The sequence below is a fragment of the Sphingomonas arantia genome, assembly GCF_042682045.1.
Classification (GTDB): Bacteria; Pseudomonadota; Alphaproteobacteria; order Sphingomonadales; family Sphingomonadaceae; genus Sphingomonas_R; species Sphingomonas_R arantia.
In genome coordinates, this window is the sequence record NZ_JBHUGS010000002.1 from 1,047,967 (window position 1) to 1,072,477 (window position 24,511).

Annotated in this window: 22 protein-coding genes; 13 read left to right on the top strand and 9 right to left on the bottom strand. The window is 69.1% G+C overall.

Going from position 1 to position 24,511, the window contains the following annotated elements:
* Positions 1 to 8: 8 nt before the first annotated feature.
* From kdpC to ACFSGX_RS10615, 4 genes are all read left to right on the top strand, one after another.
* Positions 9 to 581, top strand: coding sequence for a potassium-transporting ATPase subunit KdpC (gene kdpC / locus ACFSGX_RS10600; RefSeq protein ID WP_380929705.1), 573 nt, complete (start codon positions 9 to 11; stop codon positions 579 to 581).
* The gene (locus tag ACFSGX_RS10605) at positions 578 to 3,247 is read left to right on the top strand and encodes a DUF4118 domain-containing protein (RefSeq protein WP_380929707.1); all 2,670 of its coding nucleotides are present in this window, start codon (positions 578 to 580) and stop codon (positions 3,245 to 3,247) included. Before kdpC ends, ACFSGX_RS10605 begins: the two co-directional genes overlap by 4 nt.
* Entirely contained in the window at positions 3,247 to 3,933 is a 687-nt protein-coding gene (locus ACFSGX_RS10610) for a response regulator transcription factor (RefSeq protein WP_380929708.1), read from the top strand. The genes ACFSGX_RS10605 and ACFSGX_RS10610 overlap by 1 nt, the downstream gene beginning before the upstream one ends.
* A 96-nt stretch (positions 3,934 to 4,029) precedes the next feature.
* A complete protein-coding gene (locus tag ACFSGX_RS10615) occupies positions 4,030 to 4,380 on the top strand; it encodes a hypothetical protein (protein WP_380929709.1) in 351 nt (116 codons plus the stop codon).
* Here ACFSGX_RS10615 and ACFSGX_RS10620 read toward each other — a convergent pair.
* The 4 genes from ACFSGX_RS10620 to ACFSGX_RS10635 are packed head-to-tail and all read right to left on the bottom strand — an operon-like array spanning position 4,318 to position 8,945.
* A complete protein-coding gene (locus ACFSGX_RS10620; RefSeq protein ID WP_157175496.1) occupies positions 4,318 to 4,977 on the bottom strand; it encodes an alpha/beta fold hydrolase in 660 nt (219 codons plus the stop codon). The genes ACFSGX_RS10615 and ACFSGX_RS10620 overlap by 63 nt on opposite strands.
* A 41-nt stretch (positions 4,978 to 5,018) precedes the next feature.
* Positions 5,019 to 6,323 carry a CitMHS family transporter gene (locus tag ACFSGX_RS10625; RefSeq protein WP_380929711.1) on the bottom strand — a complete coding sequence of 435 codons (1,305 nt, stop codon included), beginning with the start codon at positions 6,321 to 6,323 and terminating at the stop codon, positions 5,019 to 5,021.
* Positions 6,324 to 6,378: 55 nt separating this feature from the next.
* Positions 6,379 to 7,866, bottom strand: coding sequence for an OprO/OprP family phosphate-selective porin (locus tag ACFSGX_RS10630; RefSeq protein WP_380929712.1), 1,488 nt, complete (start codon positions 7,864 to 7,866; stop codon positions 6,379 to 6,381).
* Positions 7,863 to 8,945: an ABC transporter substrate-binding protein gene (locus ACFSGX_RS10635; RefSeq protein ID WP_380929713.1), complete on the bottom strand. Its 1,083-nt coding sequence runs from the start codon at positions 8,943 to 8,945 to the stop codon at positions 7,863 to 7,865. The genes ACFSGX_RS10630 and ACFSGX_RS10635 overlap by 4 nt, the downstream gene beginning before the upstream one ends.
* A gap of 94 nt (positions 8,946 to 9,039) precedes the next feature.
* Between ACFSGX_RS10635 and ACFSGX_RS10640 the strand changes: the two genes are divergently transcribed.
* Both ACFSGX_RS10640 and ACFSGX_RS10645 read left to right on the top strand, forming a co-directional pair.
* Complete coding sequence (locus tag ACFSGX_RS10640; protein ID WP_184075165.1) at positions 9,040 to 9,705, top strand: response regulator transcription factor; 666 nt, start codon at positions 9,040 to 9,042, stop codon at positions 9,703 to 9,705.
* Positions 9,702 to 11,078, top strand: a complete 1,377-nt coding sequence (locus tag ACFSGX_RS10645; RefSeq protein WP_380929716.1) for a sensor histidine kinase — start codon at positions 9,702 to 9,704, stop codon at positions 11,076 to 11,078. The genes ACFSGX_RS10640 and ACFSGX_RS10645 overlap by 4 nt, the downstream gene beginning before the upstream one ends.
* A 3-nt stretch (positions 11,079 to 11,081) precedes the next feature.
* Here the strand turns inward: ACFSGX_RS10645 and ACFSGX_RS10650 are convergent, their stop codons facing one another.
* A complete protein-coding gene (locus ACFSGX_RS10650; RefSeq protein ID WP_380929717.1) occupies positions 11,082 to 11,324 on the bottom strand; it encodes a hypothetical protein in 243 nt (80 codons plus the stop codon).
* A gap of 88 nt (positions 11,325 to 11,412) precedes the next feature.
* On the opposite strand from ACFSGX_RS10650, the gene ACFSGX_RS10655 reads away from it, so the two are divergent.
* From ACFSGX_RS10655 to ACFSGX_RS10670, 4 genes are all read left to right on the top strand, one after another.
* Positions 11,413 to 11,802 carry an HNH endonuclease gene (locus tag ACFSGX_RS10655; protein WP_380929719.1) on the top strand — a complete coding sequence of 130 codons (390 nt, stop codon included), beginning with the start codon at positions 11,413 to 11,415 and terminating at the stop codon, positions 11,800 to 11,802.
* Between the two features lie 61 nt (positions 11,803 to 11,863).
* A complete protein-coding gene (locus ACFSGX_RS10660; protein WP_380929721.1) occupies positions 11,864 to 12,484 on the top strand; it encodes a LuxR C-terminal-related transcriptional regulator in 621 nt (206 codons plus the stop codon).
* A 270-nt stretch (positions 12,485 to 12,754) separates the two neighbouring features.
* Positions 12,755 to 13,528: a bacteriorhodopsin-like gene (locus ACFSGX_RS10665; protein WP_380929722.1), complete on the top strand. Its 774-nt coding sequence runs from the start codon at positions 12,755 to 12,757 to the stop codon at positions 13,526 to 13,528.
* A gap of 19 nt (positions 13,529 to 13,547) precedes the next feature.
* Positions 13,548 to 14,465, top strand: coding sequence for a Brp/Blh family beta-carotene 15,15'-dioxygenase (locus tag ACFSGX_RS10670; RefSeq protein ID WP_380929723.1), 918 nt, complete (start codon positions 13,548 to 13,550; stop codon positions 14,463 to 14,465).
* Here the strand turns inward: ACFSGX_RS10670 and ACFSGX_RS10675 are convergent, their stop codons facing one another.
* Positions 14,466 to 17,885 carry an acyl-[ACP]--phospholipid O-acyltransferase gene (locus ACFSGX_RS10675; RefSeq protein WP_380929724.1) on the bottom strand — a complete coding sequence of 1,140 codons (3,420 nt, stop codon included), beginning with the start codon at positions 17,883 to 17,885 and terminating at the stop codon, positions 14,466 to 14,468. It abuts the gene before it with no gap.
* Between the two features lie 135 nt (positions 17,886 to 18,020).
* Here ACFSGX_RS10675 and ACFSGX_RS10680 point away from each other — a divergent pair, with 135 nt between their 5' ends.
* Together ACFSGX_RS10680 and ACFSGX_RS10685 are read left to right on the top strand one after the other, a co-directional pair.
* On the top strand, positions 18,021 to 18,617 hold the full coding sequence (locus ACFSGX_RS10680; protein ID WP_380929726.1) for a TetR/AcrR family transcriptional regulator: 597 nt from the start codon (positions 18,021 to 18,023) through the stop codon (positions 18,615 to 18,617).
* A gap of 276 nt (positions 18,618 to 18,893) precedes the next feature.
* The gene (locus ACFSGX_RS10685; protein ID WP_380929728.1) at positions 18,894 to 20,717 is read left to right on the top strand and encodes an ABC transporter ATP-binding protein; all 1,824 of its coding nucleotides are present in this window, start codon (positions 18,894 to 18,896) and stop codon (positions 20,715 to 20,717) included.
* Here ACFSGX_RS10685 and ACFSGX_RS10690 read toward each other — a convergent pair.
* On the bottom strand, positions 20,714 to 21,988 hold the full coding sequence (locus ACFSGX_RS10690; RefSeq protein ID WP_380929730.1) for an NAD(P)/FAD-dependent oxidoreductase: 1,275 nt from the start codon (positions 21,986 to 21,988) through the stop codon (positions 20,714 to 20,716). The genes ACFSGX_RS10685 and ACFSGX_RS10690 overlap by 4 nt on opposite strands.
* Before the next feature lie 55 nt (positions 21,989 to 22,043).
* Here ACFSGX_RS10690 and ACFSGX_RS10695 point away from each other — a divergent pair, with 55 nt between their 5' ends.
* On the top strand, positions 22,044 to 23,150 hold the full coding sequence (locus ACFSGX_RS10695; protein WP_380929732.1) for an alpha/beta fold hydrolase: 1,107 nt from the start codon (positions 22,044 to 22,046) through the stop codon (positions 23,148 to 23,150).
* A gap of 6 nt (positions 23,151 to 23,156) precedes the next feature.
* On the opposite strand, the gene ACFSGX_RS10700 is transcribed toward ACFSGX_RS10695, so the two are convergent.
* Positions 23,157 to 23,618: a nuclear transport factor 2 family protein gene (locus tag ACFSGX_RS10700; RefSeq protein WP_380929733.1), complete on the bottom strand. Its 462-nt coding sequence runs from the start codon at positions 23,616 to 23,618 to the stop codon at positions 23,157 to 23,159.
* Between the two features lie 6 nt (positions 23,619 to 23,624).
* Complete coding sequence (locus tag ACFSGX_RS10705; protein WP_380929735.1) at positions 23,625 to 24,266, bottom strand: GntR family transcriptional regulator; 642 nt, start codon at positions 24,264 to 24,266, stop codon at positions 23,625 to 23,627.
* Between the last annotated feature and the right edge of the window lie 245 nt (positions 24,267 to 24,511).

The following is a 24,511-nucleotide window of genomic DNA, read 5'->3' on the forward strand; positions in this document are numbered from 1 at the left end:
ATCTTCCCATGGGCAAGGATTTCACCTCCGCACTGCGGCCCGCGATCGTCATGACGATCCTGTTCGCCGCCCTCCTCGGCCTCGCCTACCCGCTGGCCATGACCGGCATCGGCCAGGCGTTCTTCCCGTTCCAGGCGAACGGCAGCCTGGTTCACGACGGCGACCGCGTCATCGGCTCGACCGTCTTGGGCCAGGCTTTCACCACCGACCGCTATTTCCAGACGCGCCCGTCCGCCGCCGGCAAGGGCTATGACGGGCTCGCCTCGTCCGGCTCCAACCTCGGCCCCGCGTCGCAGGCTCTGGTCGACCGCGTGCAGCCGGACGTCGCACGCGTCCGGGCCGAGGGGGTCGCCGGCCCCCTCCCCGCCGACCTCGTCACCGCCAGCGGCTCCGGGCTTGATCCCGATCTGTCGCCCGCCGCCGCCGCCGCACAAGCCCCACGCATCGCCCGCGTCCGCGGCCTGCCGGTCGCTGCCGTCACCGCGCTCGTCGATCGCGCGACCGAAACCTCACTGTTCGGCGATCCCCACGTCAACGTGCTCGCCATGAACCGCGCGCTGGACGCGTCCGCCCGCCGATGACGGACGGCGACCATGCCCGACCCGACCCCGATGCCCTCCTGCGCCAGGCCGCGCAGGAGGGCAAAGGCCGTCTCAAGATCTTCCTCGGCGCCGCCCCCGGCGTCGGCAAGACGTTCGAGATGCTGTCCGAAGGCGCCGCCCGCCGGCGTGACGGCGTCGATGTCGTGATCGGCGTCGTCGAAACGCACGGCCGCGCCGAGACCGCAGCACTGACCCGCGGGCAGGAAATCGTGCCGCGCCGCGACGTCCCCTATGACGGCCGCATCCTGAGCGAAATGGACATCGACGCGGTCCTCGCCCGCGCCCCCCGCCTCGCGCTGGTCGACGAACTCGCCCACACCAACGCGCCCGGCAGCCGCCACCCGAAACGCTATCAGGATGTCGAGGAGCTGCTCGCCGCCGGGATCGACGTCTACGCCACGCTCAACATCCAGCACGTCGAAAGCCTGAACGACATCGTCGCCAGTTTCACGCGCGTCCGGGTCCGCGAAACGGTGCCCGACCGCATCCTCGAACTGGCGGAGATCGAGGTCGTCGACATCCCGCCCGACGAACTGATCGAGCGGCTGAAGGCCGGCAAGGTCTACCTGCCCCATGAAGCAACCCGCGCGCTCGGCCACTTCTTCTCCAAATCAAACCTTTCCGCACTCCGCGAACTTGCGCTCCGACGCGCCGCGCAGGCGGTCGATGCGCAGATGCTCGATCATGTCCGCGCGCTCGGCGTCGGCGGCACCTGGGCCGGCACCGACCGGATCGTCGTCGCGATCAACGAACTGCCCGGTGCCAACGGCCTCGTTCGCGCGGGCAAGCGCGTGTCGGACGGGCTGCACGCCCCCTGGACCGCGCTGTTCATCGAAACCCCGCGCACCGCCCATTTCAACGACGCGCAGCACCGCCGCGTGGCCGAAGCGATGACGCTCGCGACGCAGCTCGGCGCCGCGGTCGCCACCGTGCCCGCCGCATCGGTGGTCGACGGCATCCGCGGTTTCCTCACCACCGCCCGCGCGACACAACTCGTCGTCGGCAAATCGCGCCGCTCGCGCTGGTTCGAACTGCTCCACGGGTCGGTCGTCGATCGGCTGGTCCGCGACACGCCCGGCGTCACCGTCCACGTCCTGCCGCTCGACGCCCGCCCCGCCGCATCCGAACCGCGACAGCGACGCGGCGCCGGCTGGGGCACGACGTCCGGCTACGCGATTACGCTCCTGGTCGTCGCGCTCGTCACCGCGGTCGGCAGCGCGCTGTTCCATATCCTCGATCTCGGCAATGTCGCGCTGCTCTACCTGCTGCCCGTCATGGTCGCGGCCAGCCTGTTCGGGTTGCGCACCGGGCTGTTCGCCGGCCTCGCCTCCTCGCTCGCCTACAATTTCTTCTTCCTGCCCCCGGTCGGCACGCTCAGCGTCAGCAACCCCGAAAACGTCATCTCGATCTTCGTCCTGCTCGGCGTCGCGGTCGCCACGAGCCAGCTGACCGCCCGCGTCCGGGCGCAGGCCGATCTCGCCGCCGCCAGTGCGCGCACCAACGCCACGCTCGCCGGCTTCCTGCGCCAGCTGAGCGCGGTCAACGACCCGTCCGAGGCCGCGCGGCTGATCTGCGAGGACGTCGCCCGGCTGTTCGACGTCCAGGCCGTGCTGCTCGCCCCGCTCGTCGGCCCCGGTCTCGCGGTCCAGGCCGCCAGCACGCCCGACTACCGGCTCGATACGATGGACATGGCCGCCGCCAACTGGGCGTCGGACACCGGCACGCCGGCCGGCAAGGGATCGGGCACGCTCGCCGCGTCCGAATGGCTGTTCAACCCGGTCCGCGCCGGCGGCCGCACGCTCGCGGTGCTGGGCGTCGCGCGCGACAACGGCGAACCGATCCGCGCGGACCAGGTCCCGCTCCTTTCCAGCCTCATCGACCAGTCCGCGCTGGTGCTCGAACGGCTCCGCCTCGAAATGGAGATGCGCGATGTCGACGCGGTCCGCACCCGCGACCGGCTCCGTGCAGCGTTGCTGTCATCGGTCAGCCACGACCTGCGCACCCCGCTCACCGCCGTCATCGCCGCCGCGGACGAACTCGGCCACGGCGCCACGCCCGAACTGATCGGCACGATCCGCAACGAGGCCGCCCGGCTCAACCGCTTCGTCGCCAACCTGCTCGACATGGCACGGGTCGAGGCCGGCGCGCTGAAGCTCAACGTCGAACCGACCGACCTGGCCGACGCGGTCGCCGGCGCGGCCCACGACGCCCGCCGCGCACTCGAAGGTCACGCGATCCAGTTCGACGTGCCCCCCGACCTCCCGCTCGTGCTGGTCGATCCGCAGCTTTTCCATCACTGCCTGCTCAACCTGCTCGACAATGCCGGCCGCTACGGCGACCCCGGCACCGCGATCCTCGTCGCCGGCCGGCACGTCTATGGCGAGATCCGACTGTCGGTCTGCGATCACGGCCCGGGCCTGCCGCCGGGGCGCGAGGCGGAGGTGTTCGAGACGTTTCACCGGCTCGAGGGCTCCGACCGCGCCGCCGGCGGCACCGGCCTCGGCCTCGCGATCGTCAAGGCGTTCGCCGAAGCGATGGGCATGACGGTCGAGGCCGGCAACCGCCCCGAGGAAGCCGGTGCCGCCTTCACGCTCGTCTTCCCGACCGCGCTCATCGTTCGCGCCGTCGCGTCGGACGCGATCTGATGCCCGCGCGTATCCTGGTGGTCGATGACGAAGTTGCGATCCGCCGGCTGCTCCGCCACACGCTGGAACGCGCCGGCTATGCGGTGGTGGAGGTGGGCACCGCGCGCGATGCGCTGTCGGGGGCCGCGGCCGAACATCCGGTTGCGGTGCTGCTCGACCTCGGCCTGCCCGACCGCGACGGCCTCACCCTGATCCCGCTGCTGCGCCGCAACGGCGAGGTGCCCGTCCTGATCGTCTCGGCCCGCGACGCGACGGAGGAAAAGGTCGCCGCGCTCGATCTCGGCGCCGACGATTTCGTCACCAAGCCGTTCGATACCGACGAACTGCTCGCCCGCCTGCGCGCCGCACTCCGCCACCGCGACGCGGGCAACACCGCGCAGAAGACGCTCCACAAGGGCGACCTGACGATCGACCTGGACCGCCGCATCGTCCGGCGCGGCACCGAACCGCTCCACCTGACGCGCAAGGAGCATGACGTACTGGCGATCCTCGCGCGCCACCCCGGCCGCGTCGTGACGCACGACCGCATCATCGCCGCGGCCTGGGGCGGCGACGACGATCCGCGCATCGAATATCTCCGCATCGTCATCCGCAACCTGCGGCAGAAGCTCGAGCCCCCCGGCCCGGTCGGCAGCCTGATCGCCAACGAACTCGGCGTCGGCTACCGCCTGCTCGTCGATCCGTAACGCGTCTTTACGCGAACACTACGCGATCGCCCGGAACCGCTCTCGAATACCTACGCGCCGACCGATAACTGGGCTGCCTTGTCGAAAGGATAAGGCATGGCCGCGTGGCATCGATCGAAACAGGCCGACATCGGCCTCCGCGTCGCGGGACTGGCGCTCTGGGGTGTCGCCTACGCCGCGCTCACCTTACTCGAAGCCCTCGCCAAGCCGACGCTGCACGGCCCGACAGCCCTCCTCGCCATCGCGCTCGCCGCAACGCTGTTCCTCTGCGCCAGCACCGGCGCAGCACTGATCACACTCGGCAACCACCTGTTCGACCGGATCACCGTCAGCGGCCGGTGGCAGCGCCTGCCACGCGTCCCGGTCGAACCCGACGCGGTCGCCCTACCAGCCGCGCAACCAAGACCGCAGCAGCATCGTCACCTCGCCGGGGCGCTCCATCGGTGACAGATGCCCGCACGACTTCAGGATATGGAACCGCGCCCCCGCGATCAGCGCACTGAGCGCGCGCGCATCGTCCGGCGTACAGATCCGGTCGCGGTCCCCCACCGCCACCAAAGTCGGCACACGGATCGACGCGATCGCGTCGGCGATGTCGGGCCGCGCGAGCAACGCCTGCTGCTGCCGCTCGAACACCGCCTTGCCGACCCGCTCGGCCATCGCCTGTACCGGCCCGCTGATGATCTTCGACAGCTGCGGGTCGTCGTGCGGCGCAGTGGCCAGCGACCCCTGGTCCGCCACCGTCCGCGGCCGCGCCTCCATCGAAGCGCGCGTCCCGAACAGCGCGATCTTCGTGATCCGGTCCGGCGCCTGCCGCACCATCTCCATCGCGACATAGCCGCCGAGGCTGACCCCCGCGACCGCGAACCGCGGCGGCGCATCGTCCAGCACGCGTGCCGCCATGTCGTCGATCGTCGTATCGCGCGACAGGTCGCCGAACTCCGGCTCGGCCACGTCGCCCAGATCCATGATCTGGCGCGCCCACAACTGGCCGTCGCACCCCATGGCGGGCAACAGCATCAATGGGATCGACGGTCGGTCCATGGTGGGTCTCCGGATTGCGGGACGAAGGACGGTGGCGCGCATCACCCGGCCACGAACGGGAAGGCGAGCGCGATCATCCCGACCAGCGTCATCACCACGCACACCATGATCGCGGGCACCAACGTGAAACGCTGATGATCGGCCAGGTCGATCCCGGCCAGGCTGACCAGCAGATAGGTCGACGGCACCAGCGGGCTGAGCAGATGGACCGGCTGCCCCATCAAGGACGCGCGCGCGATCGCCATCGGCTCGACGCCGTAATGCGCGCCCGCCTCCGCCAGGATCGGCAGCATGCCGAAATAGAATGCGTCGTTGGAGATGAAGAAGGTGAACGGCAGGCTCAGCGCCGCGGTGATCGGCGCCATGTACGGCCCCATCGCGGGCGGGATCATGCCGACCACTTCCTTGCTCATCGCCTCCACCATCCCGGTCCCGCCCAGGATCCCGGTGAAGATACCGGCGGCGAAAATGAGCGAGACGACCGACAGGACGTTGCCGGCATGCGCGGCGATCCGCTCCTTCTGCTCCGCCACGCCCGGATAGTTCACGATCATCGCGATCGCGAACGCGATCATCATCAGCACCGACAGAGGCAGCAGACCCCACACCAGCAGCGTCAGCAGCGTCACGACCAGCAGCCCGTTGAACCAGATCAGCTTCGGCCGCCGCGCCTCGGGATATTGCGAGACCGCCATGCCGGTGAACTCCACCGCGTCGCGCGCCTGCACGCTCCCCATCCGGGTGCGCTCCTTGCGGCCGAACCAGACCGCCAACGCCATCAGGCTCGCCAGCCCGACAATCATGCCGGGGATCAACGGCAGGAACAGCGTGGCGGGATCCAACTTCAGCGCGCTCGCCGCCCGCGCGGTCGGCCCGCCCCACGGCGTCAGGTTCATGATGCCGCTCGTCAGCATCAGCAGGCAGCACAGGTACAGCCGGTTCATGTCGTACCGCTTGTACAGCGGCAGCAGCGCGGCGATCGTGATGATGTACGTCGTCGATCCGTCGCCATCCAGGCTGACCAGCGCGCACAGCACGACGGTGCCGAGCAGGATCCGCATCGGATCGCCCTGCACCAGCCGGATCAGCCGCCCGACCAGCGGATCGAACAGCCCGGTGTCGGTCATGGTGGAGAAAAACAGGATCGCGAACAGCAACATGACGCCGGTCGGCGCCAGGTTCTTGATCCCGTCGATCATCATGTCGCCCAGGCCCGCGGCCTGACCGGCGACGACGCCGAAGATCGTGGGAATGACGATCAGCGCGACCAGCGGCGTCATCCGCTTGGTCATGATCAGCGTCATGAATGTGGCGACCATCAGGAAGCCAAGCAAAGCCAGGTTCATGCGAACGATCCTTGAAGGAAGGTCAGGAGCAGCGGATTTCGTGCAGCGAGCGGCATCAGAAGGTGACCGCGACCCGCGCGCTCAGCGTCTCGCCCTCGTCGCCGCCGGTGTAATCGCCGGTGCGGTTGTTGGTGTACCAGTGGATGCCGTTCAGCTGCAGGCGGGTGAAGCTGTTCAGGTACCAGTTCACGCCCACCGTCGCCGCCCAGCCGCGCCCGCCGGTCAGCAGGTCGGTCTGGTCGAGGTCCTCGTACCGCGCGGTCAGCTCGATCGCGCCGGGGCCGCCGTCGAACGTCGGGCGCTTCACCTTCGGCTGCCCGAACGCGCCGAGCCGCGGGTTGTACGGCGGCAGGTCGCCCGTGATGAAGAACCCGCCCGACACGCTCCACGCCTTGCTGGTGAAGTCCGGCCGCCCGCCGTCGAGCTGGGCGTCGCGCCGCCCCGCCTCCGCCATGATCCACACCGGCCCGCGATACCCGCCCAGTTCCAGCCCGTATCCGGTCGTCCCCCGGCCGCCAAGCAACGGCCCGGTCGACACGCGCAGCGCGCCGTTGAACCGCCCGCCGATCACCGTGTTGCGGGTCAGCGTCGTCGCCGCCGGGGAGAGCGATTCGTCGAAGCCCCACGCGCCCAGATGCAGCACCGCATTGTCGGTCTTGATCGGGTTCCAGTGCGCGCGCGCCAGGAATGTCCGCCCGTCGCTCACCGTCTGCGTGCCGTCCACCCGGTCGCCAGTGACCGTCAGCGAGGCATGGCCCGTCTTCCAGAACAGCCGCGGCATGATGCCGATGCCGTAGAAACCGCGCTGCGGGATGATCGCGGTGGCGACCGTCGTGCGTTCCAGGAACGGCGTCGAATCCGATCCCGTCGACCCTTCGAACCCGCGGTCGTTGAACAGATGCCCGGCGCGTACGTCATATTCGAGCCCCGGCGAGATCCGGTTGCGCCAGCCCATGAACGCGGTCACGACATCGACCTCGTTCTCCGAAAAATCGGCTTCCATCTGGTAGAAGAAATGCGTGCCGACGCCGCCTTCGAGGCCGAGGCGCAGCGCGCGCATACCGGTCGTGGTCAGGTTGCGACCGTCCGATTTCGACCCGAACGAGCTGCTGACATCGGCCAGGATGCGCCCGCGCGGCTTGAACGTATAGACGCCGTCCGCCGAATGGAACACCGGCAGGCCCGACCCCCATTCGGTCGTGACACCCGATGGATTTTCGCGCGCCGCGATCGCCTGCGCCACGTTGCGCTCCGCGGGTCCCGGCGGGGCCAGCTGCGGCGCGAACGGCACGGTCCGGCGCTGCTCGGGCGTTGCCTGCGCGACCTGTGTCGGCGCCGCCTGCGCCGCCGGAACGGGCACGGGCGCTGCCGCGGCCGCCGCCTGCTGCCCCTCCAACCGGTCGAGCCGCGCCTGCAACGTCGCGATCTGCGCCGCCTGCGCCTGCACCAGGCGGGCGAGTTCCGCCGCATCGGGCGTCTGGGCGAGCGAAGGGGTGGCAAGAGCGAGCGCGAGCAGCCCACAACCGGTACGCAACAGGATCATCGGGAAACTCCGGAAAGGATCGCCTGCCAGTCGCGCAGGAAGCGCTGGCGGGTGATGCGGTCGAGATAAACGAGAAGTTGCGGCCCCACGCGGATCGGCCGGGCCTGCGCCGCGGGCATCCGCCGCGCGGGCACGTCGGTCCGCACGGGCCAGAGGCTCCGTTCCGCCAGCAACGACTGGCCACGGCGCGACAACAGGAAATCGAGGAACAGCTTGGCCGCCGCCGGCGCGCGCGCATCGGCGGCGATGAACGCGATCCGCGACGTCACGATCGTATAGTCGCGCGGCAGGACCACGCCGATCCGCGGATCGCGCTTCGCCCGTTCCAAGGCATAGGACCCGATCACATTGTACGCGATCGCCTGCCGCCCCTCCGCGACCGCCGCCAGCATCGGCTCGGTCCGTGCGACCAGCACGGGCTTCGTCGCGGCGATGGCGGACAGCAACGCCCGGCTGTCACGCGTGATCGCCATGTCCTCGGACAGGTACAGATACCCGACGTCGGACTGCCGCGGGTCGAACGTCGTCACCCGCCCGGTGAACTGCGCCCGCCGACGACGGAGCAGCGCCTCCAGCCCGGCATGGTCGCGCGGCATCGCCGCGTCGGGGATCAACCGGCGGTTATACGCGATGCCGATCGGCTCCGCGGTCACGCCGTACCCCATGCTCTTCCACACCGCCTGCGCCGGCAATGCGGGCTTTTCCGGGCTGGCATAGGCCTGCGCATAACCGTCGTTGATCAGCTTCACCTGCAGGTTCATCGCCGACGACCACACCAGGTCCGCCGACGGCCGCCGCGCGCGCCGTTCCGCCGTCACCCGGCGGTAGATTTCGGTCGAACCCAGATCGGCATAGCGCACCGCGATGCCCGGATAGGCCCGCCGGAACGCCGCCACGACACCCACCAGCTCCGCCCGGTCGGCATTGCCGTAGACGGTCAGCCCGCGTTCGGCCTGCGCCGCGGCGATCAGCGCGTCATAGGATCGGGGATAACCCGCCGGACGCTCGGCGGCATGAGCAGGTATGGCTGTGACAGCCGTCACCCCCGCCATCGCAATCGTCAGACTAAGGATTCGCATCCCGGCTCCTCTCGCTTTTCCGCTTCTGTGATCGGATAAGCCCATGGATGCGATACGCGCCCGACCTGTCAGGAACCTTTCACCGCGGGCCACCATGCGCGTCCTGATGATCGAGGACGATGCGGCGCTCGCGCGCAGCATCGCGACCCTGCTGCGCGCCGGCGGCCACGCGGTCGATCACTGCACGGGTGGCGAGGAGGCGCTGACGCTCGTCTCGGGCGAACCCTATGCGGTCGTGATCCTCGACGTCGGCCTGCCCGGCATCGACGGCTTCACGGTGCTCGAACGGCTCCGCCGGCGCGGCGATCGTGTCCCCGTCCTCATGCTCACCGCGCGCGACGGGCTGGACGACCGGGTCCGCGGGCTCGATCTCGGCGCGGACGACTATCTCCGCAAGCCGTTCGATCCGGAGGAGCTGGAGGCGCGCGTCCGGGCGCTCGGCCGGCGGCGCGGCGGCGATCCGGTGCCCGTCGTCACGATCGGCGCGCTGACCCTCAACCGCTCGACCGGCCAGGCCGACGTCGCCGGCCGCCCGCTCGCGCTCCGCCGTCGCGAATGGGCGGTGCTCGACGCGCTCGCCACCCGCGCGGGGCAGGTCGTGCCGCGCGAACTGCTGCTGGCAGAGGTGTTCGGCTATGACGAACCGGTCGGCCCCAACGCGATCGAGGTCCACGTCACCCGGCTGCGCAGCAAGCTCGGCAGCGCCGGCCCGCAGATCCGCACGATCCGCGGCGTCGGCTACCTGATCGACGCCGGATGAACGCGCCGCCGCCGCGCCATGCCGTCGCCCTCCGCACCCGCTTGCTCGTGTCGATGCTCGGTCCGCTGCTGCTCGTCGCGGTCCTGCTCGGCCTCGCCGGTGCCACGCTGATCGCCGATGTCGTACGCCGCACCAACGACCGCGTCCTCGGCGGCGCGCTCGGCGCCATCGCCGAAACCGTCCAGGTCGAACGCGGCGAGGTCACGCTCGACCTGCCGCCCGCCGCGTTCGGGATGCTGGAGAACAGCGAGCGCGACAACGTCTATTACCGGATCGGCGTCGGGCGCGAGCTGCTCACCGGCTATGCCGACCTGCCCGCCCCTCGGCCGGAAGACCTCGCGATCGATCAGCCGCGCTTCCGTTTCGCCCCCTATCGCGGCCAACGCATCCGCATTGCCGAGGTTCGCCGCGCGCTACCTGCGATCGACCAACCGGTGATCGTCCAGGTCGCCGAAACGCTCGACGGCCGCCGCGCGCTCACCCGCCGGCTGATGTTCGCGCTGCTGGTGGGTGAGGTCGCGCTGGTCGGCATCGCCGTGCTGCTGCTCCGCCCCGCGCTCGGCTGGAGCCTCCGCCCGCTCGCCCGGCTGCGCGGCGCGGTGGAGGCGCGCGACGGCCCCGCCACGCCCGATCTCTCGCCGCTCGATCCCGGCCCGCTCCCGCTCGAACTGCGCCCGCTCGCGCAGGCGTTCGACCGGCTCCTGGCGCAGCTCGACACCGCCACCGCCGCCACCCGGCGCTTCACCGCCGACGCCTCGCACCAAATGCGCACCCCGCTTGCGGTGCTGAAGGTCCAGGTCGCACTCGCCCGTCGCGGCTCACAACCGGCACTGGACGAGATCGCCGACGCCAGCGCCCGCCTCGAACGCCTGCTGACCCAGCTACTGGCCTTGGCCCGCGCCGAGGACGCGGGCGCCGCCGCCCCGCTCGAACAGGTCGACCTGCGCGAGGTCGCGGTCCGCGTCATCAGCCGCAAGATCGGCCAGGCCATCGCCGCCGACGTCGAACTCATTCTCGACGCCGCCGACGCGCCCACGATGATCACCGGCCACCGCACGCTGATCGTCGAGATCCTGAGCAACCTCGTCGACAACGCGATCCGCTACAACCACCGCGGTGGGCTCGTCACGGTCGCGATCACGCCCGACGACGCCGCCACCACGCTGTCGGTGCAGGACGATGGCCCCGGCATCCCGGCCGCCGACCGCGACCGCGTCTTCGACCGGTTCATCCGGCTTGGCCGCGGCGACGGTCCGGAGGGCAGCGGCCTCGGCCTCGCGGTCGTGCGCTCCGCCGCGGCCCGCACCGGGGCGACGATCACGCTGGACGACGCGCACCCCGGCCTGATCGCGCGCCTCCGTTTCGATCGATAGGGCTCAGCTGGGATGCGCGGCACTGTCCAGCGCATCGTCGCCGCTCTCGGTCGGCATCGCGTCCGTCGTCGGCGCGCCGGAAACGCCCTCGTTCAGCACCGGCCCGTCCCTTAGTGCCGCATTCTCCGCCAGGATCATCTGCTCGTACGCGATCTCCAGGTCGGCCACGCCGGACCCGGTCGGCAGGATCGGCGGCAGGTCGATATACTCGCCGGGCTTCTCGTCTGGTGTACGCTCGTCGCTCATCGCTCTCTCCTCATGGCGGGGTCGCCGCCGGGCGTGAACGCGCCGCCCAGCCTTTTCGTTCGCCCGATCCGCCACCATATCACAGCGTATGGGAGGACGCGTCAAAGGCCGGGCCGGACTGGCGCAAGCGGAGGCCCGTTCAGCGCGCGAAACGGCGGTCCCCGCCTGCGCGCTGTGCGACCGCGCGCTCGGCACGCGCACCGAATGGCACCACATCATCCCCAAGAGCCGCGGCGGCACCGAAACCGTTGCCGTCCACCCGATCTGCCACCGCGCGATCCACGCGAACGTCTCGAACCGCGATCTGGCGACCCGCTTCCCCACGATCGACGCGCTTCGTGCCCGCGACGACATCGCCCGCTTCCTCCACTGGATCGCGAACAAACCGGCCGACTTCCACGCGCCGACCCGGAAAGCGTCTTCGATCGATGACTTAGGTCACCCCCTCAACGCGATTGCGACCACTAATAGACCCTGATCAATTGCCAGCGCGGCACAACGGGGGCAGTCTGTTGATGGGCAACGGGGAGATCAGGGGAATGACAGTCGAGACCGACGCCAGGTCCGCTCGCCGTCTCGTCCGGCTGGTCAAGGACAGCCCGCTCCCGTCCGTCATCAGCGATCCGCGCTTGCCCGACAATCCTATCATCGCCTGCAACCAGCCCTTCTGCGACCTGACCGGCTACCCCGCGGACATGGTGCTCGGGCGCAACTGCCGTTTCCTCTCCGGCCCGTCGACCGAACCCTGGCTGTCGGAGGAGATCCGCCGCGGCGTGCGCGAACACAAGCCGGTGCTTGTCGAGATCCTGAACTACAAGCGCGACGGACAGCCGTTCCGCAACGCGGTTCTAGTCGCGCCCTTGTACGACGAGGACGACCAGCTGCTCTACTTCCTGGGCTCGCAGCTGGAGATCGACACGCAGGCCGCCACCCCGACCAGCATGCGCCGGATCCGCGCCGCCGAACTGGTCAAGTCGCTTTCGCCGCGGCAAAGCCAGGTGCTGCGCTTCGTGGCACAGGGCTGGCTGAACAAGCAGATCGCGGCTGAACTCGGCCTGGCGGAAAAGACGGTGAAAATGCACCGCGCGATCCTGATGGAACGGCTCGGCCTTGCCACCACCGCCGACCTCATCCGGCTGGCGGTCGAAGCCGGACTTTAATGATCTGCCCCGGTACGGCCCAAGGTCCGTATCGCGACGCGTCCCACGCGGGCGTACCACCTCCATCGACGCCGCAGCGACAGCCGCCACGAACGGAGATAACCCGACCTGTTCGCGGTTCCGGCTTGTGCAGCCCCGGAAGGACCGGCTGCCGCTGTGACGTCAACTCGGGTGGACCGAGGACCGATGCGGCTTGTCGGCCATCGCCCCCGCAACAAAGCGGCCCCGCCGAAGCAGCGGGTCCGAGACAGTCAGGCGATGGAGGTCCCGATGGACACAATTACACCGTTTCAGTTTTCGTTAGTTTACAACGCATTCTCGTTCACCTTTGCCACGATGGCCGCGACGACGCTGTTCCTCTGGCTCTGCCGGTCGCAGGTCGCACCCGCCTATCGCACCGCGGTGACCATCTCCGGCCTCGTGACCGCGATCGCTGCCTATCACTACCTCCGTATCTTCGAGAGCTGGAACGCATCCTACACGCTTCAGAACGGCGTCATCGCGACCACCGGCTTCGCGTTCAACGACGCCTATCGCTACGTCGACTGGCTGCTCACCGTGCCGCTGCTGCTGATCGAACTCGTGCTCGTGATGCGCCTGTCGCCGGAAGAAACTTCGTCGAAGACGCTGCGTCTCGGCACCGCCGCCGCGCTGATGATCATCCTGGGCTACCCCGGCGAAATCGCGACCGACATCCCGACCCGCGCGATCTGGGGCACGCTGTCGTCGATCCCGTTCGTCTACATCGTCTGGGAACTGTTCAGCGGTCTCGGCAGCTCGGTCGCTTCGCAGCCCGCCGCCGCACAGGGTCTGGTCCGCAAGGCGCGCCTGCTGACCTTCGCATCGTGGGGCTTCTACCCGATCGTCTACATGGCGCCGTTCGCCGGTCTGACCGGTTCGACCGCGACCACGACGATCCAGCTGGGCTATACGATCGCCGACATCGTCGCGAAGGCGGGCGTCGGTATCCTGATCTACATGATCTCGGTCCGCAAATCGCAGGTGGAGAAGCACGACGCCCCTGCCTACGCCGAACGTTACTGATCCCGTTCAGACGGCCGGCATGACTGCCGCCGTCGCCGGACATCACGATCGCCGCGTCCACACCGGGCGCGGCGAAGTCGTGCGTCCGGCGTTCTGGATCGCCGCACTGTTCGTCGGGATGGCACTCGCACTCGGCCTGCCGCTCGACGGGCCGACCGCCACGCTGATCGCGACCGGCGTCTTCGTCGTCGGCGGCATGCCGCACGGGGCCTACGACATCGCCCTGCTCTCCCGCGCGACCCGCCTCGGTCGTCGCGGGCTCGGCCTCGCACTCGGCGGTTATATCGCGATCGCCGCCGCGATAGCCGCGCTTTGGGTGGTGGCCCCGCTCCTCGCGCTCGTCCTGTTCCTGATTGTCGCCTCGGTCCATTTCGGTGAGGACTGGACGATGATCGAGGAGCCCCTGTTCAGGGTCGCCGCCGGCACCGCCATCCTGGCCGCCCCCGCGATCAGCCATTTCGACGATGTCGCCCGACTATTCATCGCGATGTCCGGCACGCCCTACGGCGCGACCGTTGCGCGCGCGCTGATCGCCGTTGCGCCGGTCGCGCTGCTGGTCACCATCGTCGGCATCGCGACCGCGTGGCGCGACGGCGCGCGCGCCTGGGCCGCCGCCACGACCGTCGCGATCGTCGGCCTGATCGTCGCGCCGCCGGTTGCCGGCTTCGCGCTGTTCTTCGTGTTCCTCCACTCCCCCCGCCACTTCGCGGAGGCGGGCACCGTACTGCACGGCCGGTCGCGCGGCTGGTGGATGGCGACCGGCGCGCTCATGTCCGCCGCCGCCATCCTCGGCTGGGTCCTGTTCGCCACCCTGCTGCGCGACCGCCTCACCCCCGACGACACCGCGCAGGCGTTCCAGCTGCTCGCCACCGTCGCCGTCCCGCACCTCGTTTTCTCGCGCTGGATCGAGCGCCGCCTCGCCCGCGACGTCACTTGATCACGAGACCGCTGACCGCCCGGACGCCTCCGCCACCGCACGCTCGCCCATCGTGACATAATCGAGCTTGCCCGTGCCCAGCACCGGCAGCGCCTCCACCACCCGCACGTCGCGCGGGATCGCCAGCTCCGCCACGCCGTTCGCCCGCCCCCACGCCTGCAGGTCGCTCGCCGTCGCATCCGCCCGCGTCGTGAACAGCACCAACTGCTCGCCCTTGCGCGCATCCGGCCGCGTGACCACCGCATGGTCCGCCCCCGGCCACACCGCCGCGGCATAGCCCTCGACCGCGGGCAGGGACACCATCTCGCCGCCGATCTTGGCGAACCGCTTGGCCCGCCCGCGGATCGTAACGAACCCCGCTCTGTCGATCGTCACGATATCGCCCGTGTCGTGCCAGCCGCCCGCCGGGGGTTGCAGCACGCCCGGCGCATCGGCCTTCAGATACCCCGCCATGATGTTCGGCCCGCGGATCGACAGTCGCCCGCCCTCCGCGATGCCCGGCACCGGCTCGACCTTTGCCTCGATCCCTGGCAGCAGCCGCCCGACGCTGCCCGCATGGAAATGCATCGGCGTGTTGACCGCGATCACCGGCGACGCCTCGGTCGCGCCATAGCCTTCCATGATGCGCAGCCCGAACTTCTCGGCATAGGTCCGGCGTGTCTCGTCGCGCACCCGCTCCGCCCCGGCAAAGATGTAGCGCAGCGCGTAGAAGTCGTAACCGTGCGCCATCCGCGCATAGCCGGCCAGGAACGTGTCGGTCCCGAACAGGATCGTCGCATTGGCATCATAGGCCAGCGCCGGCACAATGCGATAATGCAGCGGGCTCGGGTACAGTAAAGTCTTCACCCCCGACAGGATCGGCAGCAGCGTCCCGCCGGTCAGCCCGAAACTGTGGAACACCGGGAGCGCATTCAGCACCACGTCCGCCGAATTGAAATCGATCCGCGCCGATAGCTGGAGGCAGTTGGACAACAGATTGCGGTGGGTCAGCACGACGCCCTTCGGCGACCCCTCGGACCCGCTGGTGAACAGGATCACCGCGGGCGCGTCCGGCGTCACGCGGTGGCGGCGATGCAGCCGCCCGGCCCAGCGGGTCGCCACCAGCGCGCGCAGCTTGGCGAGCCCACCGATCCCCGCACCGATATCCTCCAGATAAAGGATGCGGATCCCCGCCCCCGCCAGCCCGTCGATCACCTCGCCCAGCTTCGCCTGCGTCACGAACGCCCGCGCGGTCAGGATCGTCGCGATCTCCGCTGCGCCACACGCCGCCTTCAGGTTGGTCAGCCCCGCCGTGTAGTTCAGCATCGCCGGCACGCGCCCGATGCCCTGCAACGCCAAGAACCCGACCACCACGCCGTTGACGTTGGGCAACAGCATGCCGACCACCTCGCCCGGCCGGGTCAGCACGGCCAGCGGGCGACCGAGCGCGATGCTGCCGGTCAGCAACCGGCCATAGCTCAGCGGCTCGCGCTTCACGTCCTCGACCGCGGCGGCGTTCGCGCCGTGAATGTCCTTCGCATCGATCAACGCCTGGTACAGCGTGCGGTCGGTGTCGGACGTCGCGAAGATCATCTCGCTCATCACGTCGTACAGCTTGGCCCCCGCCGCCGCACGACGCTGGCGCGCGGTGTCGCCCTCCACCACGAACCGCCGCTGCGGCAGGATGGTCAGGTCGATCTTCGGAAACATCCGCAACCGCACCTTGCCGCGCAGGCGGGAGAAAGGCGTATACTGCGCGCCGGAGATCCGCACCGGCACGATCGGCGCCTCCGCCTTGTCCGCGATCATCCCCGGCCCGTCGAACACCTTCATCAGCGCGCCGGTCACCGTGACGCGGCCTTCGGGGAAGATCACCAGCGTCCGCCCCTCGCGGACCGCCTTCACCATCGCCTTGGCCGCCATCGGGTTCGTCGGATCGACCGGAAACGCATCGAACATGCCCAGGAACGGCCGCACCCACCACGCCTGCGCGATCCGCGTCGCGACCGCAAAGGTCGGCTTGCCCGGCAGGAACGCAGCGAGCAGCAGGCCGTCGAGGAACGAGACATGGTTCACCACCACCACCGCGCGCTCCCCCGGCTGCGGCATGTTCTCGGCCCCGTGAACGTCGACGCGGTACAGCAACACCAGCAGGCCACGGATCAACGCCTTGAACACCGTCTCCGGCAGCAGCCAGCAGGAGATGAGCGCCACCGCCAGCGTCGCAAAACCGAGCGTCCCGATCACGCCGGGCACGCCCGTCCCGCTCGCCAGCAGCCCGGTCACCACCGCGACCAGCAGCACCGTGACACACGCGTTGACGATGTTGTTCGCCGCGATGATCCGCGACCGTTCCGCCGGCGCACTATGCACCTGCAAGATCGCATAGAGCGGCACGATGAAGACGCCGCCCGAAAAGGCGATGCCGGCCAGCGCGAACAGGATGTGCCAGCTGCCGGCACTAGCCAGGAACGCCGCCACGTCCAGCTGCGCGCCCGCGGCTTCATAACCGCGCGTCGCAATCCACAGGTCGATCAGGAACGCCGCCAGCCCCAGCGCCGCCGCCGGCACATACCGCGCCGACACCGCACCGTTCAGCAACATGTTCACCACCAGCGATCCGGCCGCGACCGAAACCGAGAAGACGAGCAGGAACAGCGTCACCACGCCCGCCCCGGCGTTCAGCGTCCCGCTCGCCAGCGGCGCGAATTCGGACAACAGGATCGCACCGACCGAAAAGAACCAGCTGATCCCCAGGATCGCCAGCCACACGCCGCGCCCCGCCTTCGCCACCGTCAGGATCTGCCACGTCCCCTTGAAGATGTTGCGCTGGATCCGCAGGTCCGGCGCCGCGGCGGGCGCGGACGGCACGGCCAGGCTCGTCACGAAACCCAGGATCGCGACACCGGTCGCGATCAGCCCCGCCTCCCACGGCGGCACGACCCCGCCCAGCAACTGCCCCGCCAGGATCGCCAGGAACGTCCCCGCCTCGATCAGGCCCGTCCCGCCCATGATCTCGTCGCTGCCCAGATGCTGCGGCAGGATCGAATATTTGACCGGGCCGAAGATCGTCGAATGCATGCCCATCAGGAACAGGCACGTCAGCAATACCGGTACCGACTGGAACCAGAACCCACCGATCGCGATCGTCATGATGCCGATTTCCGCACCCTTCACGATGCGGATCAGCCTCGCCTTGTCGTATTTGTCCGCCAATTGCCCGGCCGGCGCCGACAACAGGAAATAGGGCAGAATGAACAGCCCGGTCGCGATCGTCGCCAGCATCTCCGATTTCTCGGGCGCAGCGGCGTACAGTCCGAAATTGGCCAGGAACAGCAGCGCGAACTTCAGCAGGTTGTCGTTGAACGCCCCCATGAACTGCACGAGGAACAACGGACCGAACCGGCGCTTGCCGAGTAACGAAATATCAGGCGCGGACATGTGATGATCCCCGTGTCAGAGCATGTAGACGGTACCGGCCTCGCGGTCTCGTCGCTGGAGCCTTGCTAACACAAACTGAGCATTGCTCAATAACAAAATTGGACACTGCTCAGTTTTTTTCGTATCTGGGTTTCCATGGGCCGCCGATCCGATCATAGCCGCGAACAGCTCGAAACGCTGATCCTCGATGCCGCCGCCGCATTGGTCGCCGAAACCGGCCTCGCCCGCTTCTCGTCGCGGGAGGTCGCGCGGCGGATCGGCTACTCGATCGGCACGCTGCACAACGTCTTCGGCACGGCGGACCGGCTGGTCACCGCGATCAATACGCGCAGCTTCGGCCTGTGGGCGGCCTATCTGCGCGAACGGCTCGCCGCCGCGCCGGACGGCGACCGGATCGCCGCGCTGGTCGACGGCTATTTCGATTTCGCGCGCGCCAATACCCATCTCTGGACCGCGATCTACGACCACCGCCTGCCCCCCGACACGACCTTGCCGGAGGCGGACCAGCAGGCCCGCGGCGTGCTGACCGAAATCGTGATCGGTGAGGTCGCGCACGCGCTCGATCGCCCGGCCGACGAACGGGTCGCCGCACTCGCCCGCTCGCTGATCGCGACCGTCCACGGCCACTGCGCCTTCGCGATCAGCGGCACTTGGGCGCTGATGGGCGAGGCCGCGCCCGAAGTCGCCGCGCTCGCCCGCGTCCGCGAAACCCTGGCCCTGCAACGCGACTGACCGTCGGGCCGGCCGAATCCAGCGCCAGATCAGGTTTCCACCGCCCAAGAAACCGCGCGCCGCCGCGATACGGCTTCGTGAACGGACCAAGTACAGACGGCCCAGCCAGCGCTATGACGGAATATCGCGGCAAACCGGAACATGCTATTCTTGTCCGCGGCATGTCCCGCGGCGGGTCCCGCTCGTCGCATAGTGCTCCCCGCCCCGGAACAATTCCCTATGGCTGGCAACGAAACTGTTGCATTGCAGCACATTGATCCCAAGGGAGAGTTGGTTTTGCCCTTCCTCGCCGGGCCCTGGCGGTTCGTGTGGCATTATGTCGCCGCAAAGCCGTATATGTTTCTCGCGCTGGCCCTGGTCGTGGTGGGCGCGTCGAGCAGTGCCATCTACGTCCAGTATTCGATGAAACTGCTGATCGACGCGATGACTGCCAAGCCGTCGGTCATCGACCATGTCTACGGCGCGCTGGCGATCTTCATCGGCATGACGCTGCTCGAAAGTCTGCTCCAGCGCGTCGCCGCCTTCACGCTCAGCAGCGTCACGGTCCAGTCCGGCGTGAACATCCGGCTCGACATGTTCAACTATCTGACCGGGCACCAGCTGCCGTTCTTCCAGAACCACCGCGCCGGCGCGCTTGGCCACCGCGTGTCCACGCTGTCCGGCTCGTTCGGCTCCGTCATCCACCGGCTGTTCCTCGAAATCGCGCCGCCGCTGATCGCATTCACCGGTGCGATCATCATCTTCGTCTCGATCGACGTCCGCATGTCGATCGCGCTCAGTCTCGTCTTCCTGATCGTGACCGGCGCCCTTGTGGTGCTCGGCTTCCGCGGCCACGTCCATCACCAGGATTTCGCCGGTCGCGCCGGCGTGGTCGGCGGTGAACTGGTCGATCTGATCAGCAACATCTGGGTGGTGAAGGCGTTCGCCGCCCGCCGGCGCGAGGCCGAACGGTTGCGCGGTTTCCTGCTGGAGGAAGCGGCGGCGCAACGCCGCGGCTGGTTCTTCGTCGAACGGATCCGCGGGCTGCACGATTTCGCGCTCGCGCTGCTGGTCGGCGGGACGCTGCTCTGGACGATCGGCCGCTGGTCCGCCGGCCTCATCACCACCGGCGACGTGGTGGTGGTCAGCACGCTTACCTTCCGCATCCTCCAGGGGTCGCGCGACCTGGCGATGGCGGTCATCGATACCAGCCAGCAATGCAGTTACCTGCGCGAAACCCTCGACGTGATCGGCCTGCCGCAGACGCTGAACGATCGCCCGAACGCCAAGCCGCTGACGGTGCGCGACGGCACCGTTCGGTTCGAAAACGTCACCTTCGGCTACACCGACGACAGCGCGATCCTGCACGGCCTGTCGATCGACGTCCCCGCCGGCCAGAAGGTCGGGCTGGTCGGCCCGTCCGGCGCGGGCAAGTCCTCGATCCTGCAACTGATCCAGCGCTTCTACGATCCGCAGTCGGGCGACGTCCTGATCGACGGCCAGTGCGTCGCCGCCGTGACGCAGGACAGCCTGCACGAAGCGATCGCGGTCGTGCCGCAGGAGGTGATGCTGTTCCACCGCACCGTCATGGAGAATATCCGCTTCGCCCGCCCGGGCGCCTCCGACGCGGATGTCCGCCGCGCGGCGGAGGCGGCGGGCTGCGACGGGTTCATCATGCAACTGCCCGACGGCTATGACAGCATCGTCGGCGAACGCGGCACCAACCTCTCCGGCGGCCAGCGCCAGCGCATCGGCATCGCCCGCGCGTTCCTGAAGGACGCGCGCCTCGTCCTGCTCGACGAGGCCACCTCGGCACTCGACACCGGCTCCGAAATGGAGGTTCAGTCCGGGCTCAACGCACTGATGACCGACCGCACCGTCATCGCCGTCGCACACCGCCTGTCGACGATCGCCGCGTTCGACCGCGTCCTGGTGCTGGAGGAAGGCCGCGTCGTGGAGGACGGCGCGCCGCAGGACCTCCTGGCCCAGCCCGACGGCCTGTTCCGCAAGCTGTGGCAGCTTCAGGCCGACGGCCTGATCCAGTCCGACGTCGTCCTGCCCGACGCCCCCTGCCCGCCCCTCGCCCCGCCGCGCCCGACCGAACTGGCCGCCCCGCTTTAACGCCGGCCCAACCCATCACTCCCAAAACGCGCCAGATCGAACGGCGCCGGATCGACCCGCGGCTCGGCCCCGCGCGCCAGCGCCGCCACCAGCTCACCCGTCACCGCCGCCAGCGTCAGCCCCAGATGCTGATGCCCGAACGCGTAAAGCAGATTGTCCGCAACCCCCGCCCGCCCGATCGCGGGCAGGTAATCGGGCAAGGTCGGCCGCGCACCGATCCACCGCGTGGCCCCCTCCATCGGCAGGCCCAGCGCGACGGCATGCTCCTGCAACCGGCGCCACTTCGCCGGATCGGGGGGCGTATCGCGTCGGCCGAACTCGACGATCCCCGCCACGCGCATCCCGTTCCGGAACCGCGTCACGATAACCGACCGATCCTCGAACACCACCGGCGGCAGGCCGACCCCGTCCGCGGCGCCGTGCAGATGGTAACCCCGCTCCGCGATCATCGGCACGCGCAGCCCCAGCGGCGTCAGCAACTCTCCCGACGCCGCCCCCGCCGCGACGACGATCCGGTCCGCCGGCATCCGGCTTCCATCCTCCAGGAAAACGCAGGCGCGCCGCCCGACAACCCGGATCGCCGCAACGCGCCGGTCGATCCGCACGCCGCCGAGCCCCTTGAACCGCGCCGCCAGCGCAGCCTGCAACGCCGCCAGATCAGCAACCTGCCCACTCCCCGTGAAGCGGATGCCCCCCGCGATCGGCACCGCCACACTCGCCGCCACCGCCGCGCATTCCGCCGCGCTCAGTTCCACGAACCGCGTCGTCCCGGTCTCCGCCGCACGCCATCTGGCCAACCCCGCCGCCGCGGTCGCCGCACTTTCCCACACGACGATATGCCCTGCCTCGATCAACAGGTCGTGCGCGCCGGCATCGGCCAGCACACGCCGCCACGCCGGCATCGCGCGTTCCAGCAACGCGGACAACGCCACCCGCCCCGCCGCGAACCGCGCCGGCCGGCTCGCCCGGACCAGCCGGATCACGAACGGCAGCCACGTCGCGATATCGCGCAGCGGCAACGCCAGCGCGCCGCCGTTCCGGAACAACCGCTTCCACGCACCGCGCACCGCCGCCGGCGACGCCAGCGGTTCGACCTGCTCGGTCGCGATATGCCCGGCATTCCCCAACGACGCAGTCGCGACGATCCCGGCCGGCGCGATCAACGTCGTCGCAAACCCGCTCCGCTGCAACGCGAGTGCGGTACAGTGTCCGACCACCCCCGCGCCGATCACGATCGCAGTCTTCGGGGTGGCCGCAAAATCGGTTCGCATGGCGGCGCAACTAGCTTAGCCTAATTTAATCGTATACAAAATATTGGAGCCGTGGATGTTCGCCTTCCCCCCGTCCCTGCTGCTCGCGCTTCAGGCCCCCGCCCCCGCCGCACCGATCGCCTCGCAATCCCGTGCCGCGCCGACGAAGACGTGGCCCACGACCGAGGGCGACGTCACGCTCGACCGGTTCCGCTTCGCCGCCGGCGGCGAACTGCCCGCGCTCCGGATGCACTACACCACGCTCGGCACCCCCCGCCGCGACGGGCAGGGCAGGATCGTCAACGCGGTCATGGTCCTTCACGGCACCGGCGGCACGGGCAAGCAATTCCTCAGCCCGCAATTCGCGGACGCGCTTTACGGCCCCGGCCAGCCGCTCGACATCACCCGCTACTACATCGTCCTGCCCGACAACATCGGCCACGGCCGTTCGTCCAAGCCGTCCGACGGCCTCCGCATGCGCTTCCCGGCCTACGACTATGCCGACATGGTCCGCGCCCAACGCCTGCTGCTCAACAGGCTCGGCGTCGGGCAACTCCGCCTGCTGATCGGCACCTCGATGGGCTGCATGCACGCATTCCAGTGGGGTGAAACCTATCCGGACGGCGCCCGCGCGCTGATGCCGCTCGCCTGCGAGCCGGTCGAAATCGCCGGGCTCAACCGCATGTGGCGCCAGATGCTCGTCGACGGCATCAAGGCCGATCCCGCCTGGGCCGCCGGCAACTACACGACGCAGCCCGTGCTGGGCCTGCGCACCGCGGCCGCCCTGTCCGTGGTCGCCGGCGGCGCACCGCTCAACCTCCAGTCGCTCTACCCGACGCGGGCCGCCGCCGAGACCTATGTCCGCGACCGCGTGCAGAAGGACATCGTCAGCCGCGACGCGAACGACATGATCTACCAGTTCGAATCGTCGCGGACCTACAATCCCTGGCGCGCGCTCGAGAAAATCACCACGCCGATGACGTGGATCAACTCCGAAGACGACTTCATCAACCCGCGTAACCTGGACTTCCCGCAGCGCGCGATCGCCCGGATGCCGAACGCCCGCTTCCGCATGATCAAGGAGTCCGCCGACACGCACGGCCACGGCACCCACACCTGGGCGGTGAACTACACGGCGGACCTCGTCGACCTCCTCGCCCGGACCGAGCCGCCGAAGCCCTGACCCAAATCAGGGTCTGGCGGGCGCTTCCAGTGACGAAACATGGTTCATCGTCACGACCCAGCGCCCGCCGATCTTCCGGAACAGCCGCGTGTTGATCCCGGTCTGCGGGTCCACCGGCCGATTTAGCCGGTAACGCCCGACCAGCATCGCCGCATCCGGCGCGAGCATCTCGATCTTCAGGTCCCAGAACCGCAGGACGCCGCGCCGCTCGGCCGCTCCGTCATACTCGCGGATATAATGGTCGAGCGTCCCCTGCCACCCGTCCTGGATCTTGCCGCGCGACACGAATACGACGCCCGGATTCGCGAAACCCCGCATATAACCCCGGAAATCACCGCGATTCCACGCCGCCTCCATCGCCGCCACGACCGTGCGGATCTCCGCCGGCCCGCTGCTCGCCGCCGGTCGCGCCGCCGGCGCACTCACTGAAACGGCCGCCAGCGCCACCGCGAACGACAGCCGCACCATCACCGCTCAGCCGAGCTGCAGACGCAGGTCGTCCAGCGTCTTCACGATATGCACCCGGCTCAGCGCGATCACCGCCGCCTCGTCGCGCGCCAGCCAGGCGTCGAAGATCATGCGATGCTCCGCATTGGCGCGGTCGTCGCGCCCCAGCCATTCCAGATGCTTGCGCACATAGCGTTCCGACAGAACGTGCAGACGTTCGAGGAACGTCAGCGTGACCGGCTGCGCGCAGGGCCGCAGCAGCGCCAGGTGGAACGCGCGGTTGAACGCCCCCACCCCGGCGCCATGCGCGTCGGTCACCTGTTCCAGCGTCTCGATCGTCGCGGTGGCGAACTGCTGATCCTCCGGCTCCGCGCGCAGTGCCGCCGCCGCAGTCGCCTCCGGCTCCAGTTTCAGCCGCAGCGCGAACACCTCTTCCGCTTCCGACGTGCTCAGCGGCCGCACGAAAAACCCGCGATTGGCCTGCGAGAACACCAGTCCCTGCTGCTCCAGCCGGGTCAGTGCCTCGCGCAGCGGGATCTTGCTGACCCCCAGTTCGGCCGCCAGCGCGTCCTGCCGGATCGCCTGATCGCCCGGGATGCTGCCGGAAATGATGCGGTCGCGGACAAGGTCGGCGACCTGATCGGAAAGGTTGCGAATGACTAGGCTCATATACCCCTCATAGCACCGGAAATTCGCGCCAGAAGGGGTCCTGACGATCCCATGTGACGATGTTCGTTCCGGCGGCGATCATCGCGTCCCTTTCCGACACCACCTGCCGCCGGGTGCGACGACGTACACGGGGCTTGCGGCCGGGTCGCGACCGTATACGATCGGACCATCGTCGCGTCGGTAGGGGGAAGCCGGATGCCAGCAATGCCGTCGAATCACGTCCGCCATCCCGGTCTCCGCAACCG

Excerpts from the sequence above, each read along its gene's own strand:
- ACFSGX_RS10620 (WP_157175496.1), bottom strand. The coding sequence starts at position 4,977 with ATGGACCGACCGTCGATCCCATTGATGCTGTTGCCCGCCATGGGGTGC.
- ACFSGX_RS10610 (WP_380929708.1), top strand. The coding sequence starts at position 3,247 with ATGCCCGCGCGTATCCTGGTGGTCGATGACGAAGTTGCGATCCGCCGG.
- ACFSGX_RS10660 (WP_380929721.1), top strand. The coding sequence starts at position 11,864 with ATGACAGTCGAGACCGACGCCAGGTCCGCTCGCCGTCTCGTCCGGCTG.
- ACFSGX_RS10680 (WP_380929726.1), top strand. The coding sequence starts at position 18,021 with ATGGGCCGCCGATCCGATCATAGCCGCGAACAGCTCGAAACGCTGATC.
- ACFSGX_RS10695 (WP_380929732.1), top strand. The coding sequence starts at position 22,044 with ATGTTCGCCTTCCCCCCGTCCCTGCTGCTCGCGCTTCAGGCCCCCGCC.
- ACFSGX_RS10670 (WP_380929723.1), top strand. The coding sequence starts at position 13,548 with ATGACTGCCGCCGTCGCCGGACATCACGATCGCCGCGTCCACACCGGG.
- kdpC (WP_380929705.1), top strand. The coding sequence starts at position 9 with ATGGGCAAGGATTTCACCTCCGCACTGCGGCCCGCGATCGTCATGACG.
- ACFSGX_RS10665 (WP_380929722.1), top strand. The coding sequence starts at position 12,755 with ATGGACACAATTACACCGTTTCAGTTTTCGTTAGTTTACAACGCATTC.
- ACFSGX_RS10625 (WP_380929711.1), bottom strand. The coding sequence starts at position 6,323 with ATGAACCTGGCTTTGCTTGGCTTCCTGATGGTCGCCACATTCATGACG.
- ACFSGX_RS10655 (WP_380929719.1), top strand. The coding sequence starts at position 11,413 with ATGGGAGGACGCGTCAAAGGCCGGGCCGGACTGGCGCAAGCGGAGGCC.
- ACFSGX_RS10615 (WP_380929709.1), top strand. The coding sequence starts at position 4,030 with ATGGCCGCGTGGCATCGATCGAAACAGGCCGACATCGGCCTCCGCGTC.
- ACFSGX_RS10640 (WP_184075165.1), top strand. The coding sequence starts at position 9,040 with ATGCGCGTCCTGATGATCGAGGACGATGCGGCGCTCGCGCGCAGCATC.
- ACFSGX_RS10650 (WP_380929717.1), bottom strand. The coding sequence starts at position 11,324 with ATGAGCGACGAGCGTACACCAGACGAGAAGCCCGGCGAGTATATCGAC.
- ACFSGX_RS10645 (WP_380929716.1), top strand. The coding sequence starts at position 9,702 with ATGAACGCGCCGCCGCCGCGCCATGCCGTCGCCCTCCGCACCCGCTTG.
- ACFSGX_RS10675 (WP_380929724.1), bottom strand. The coding sequence starts at position 17,885 with ATGTCCGCGCCTGATATTTCGTTACTCGGCAAGCGCCGGTTCGGTCCG.
- ACFSGX_RS10705 (WP_380929735.1), bottom strand. The coding sequence starts at position 24,266 with ATGAGCCTAGTCATTCGCAACCTTTCCGATCAGGTCGCCGACCTTGTC.
- ACFSGX_RS10630 (WP_380929712.1), bottom strand. The coding sequence starts at position 7,866 with ATGATCCTGTTGCGTACCGGTTGTGGGCTGCTCGCGCTCGCTCTTGCC.
- ACFSGX_RS10605 (WP_380929707.1), top strand. The coding sequence starts at position 578 with ATGACGGACGGCGACCATGCCCGACCCGACCCCGATGCCCTCCTGCGC.
- ACFSGX_RS10700 (WP_380929733.1), bottom strand. The coding sequence starts at position 23,618 with ATGGTGCGGCTGTCGTTCGCGGTGGCGCTGGCGGCCGTTTCAGTGAGT.
- ACFSGX_RS10690 (WP_380929730.1), bottom strand. The coding sequence starts at position 21,988 with ATGCGAACCGATTTTGCGGCCACCCCGAAGACTGCGATCGTGATCGGC.
- ACFSGX_RS10635 (WP_380929713.1), bottom strand. The coding sequence starts at position 8,945 with ATGCGAATCCTTAGTCTGACGATTGCGATGGCGGGGGTGACGGCTGTC.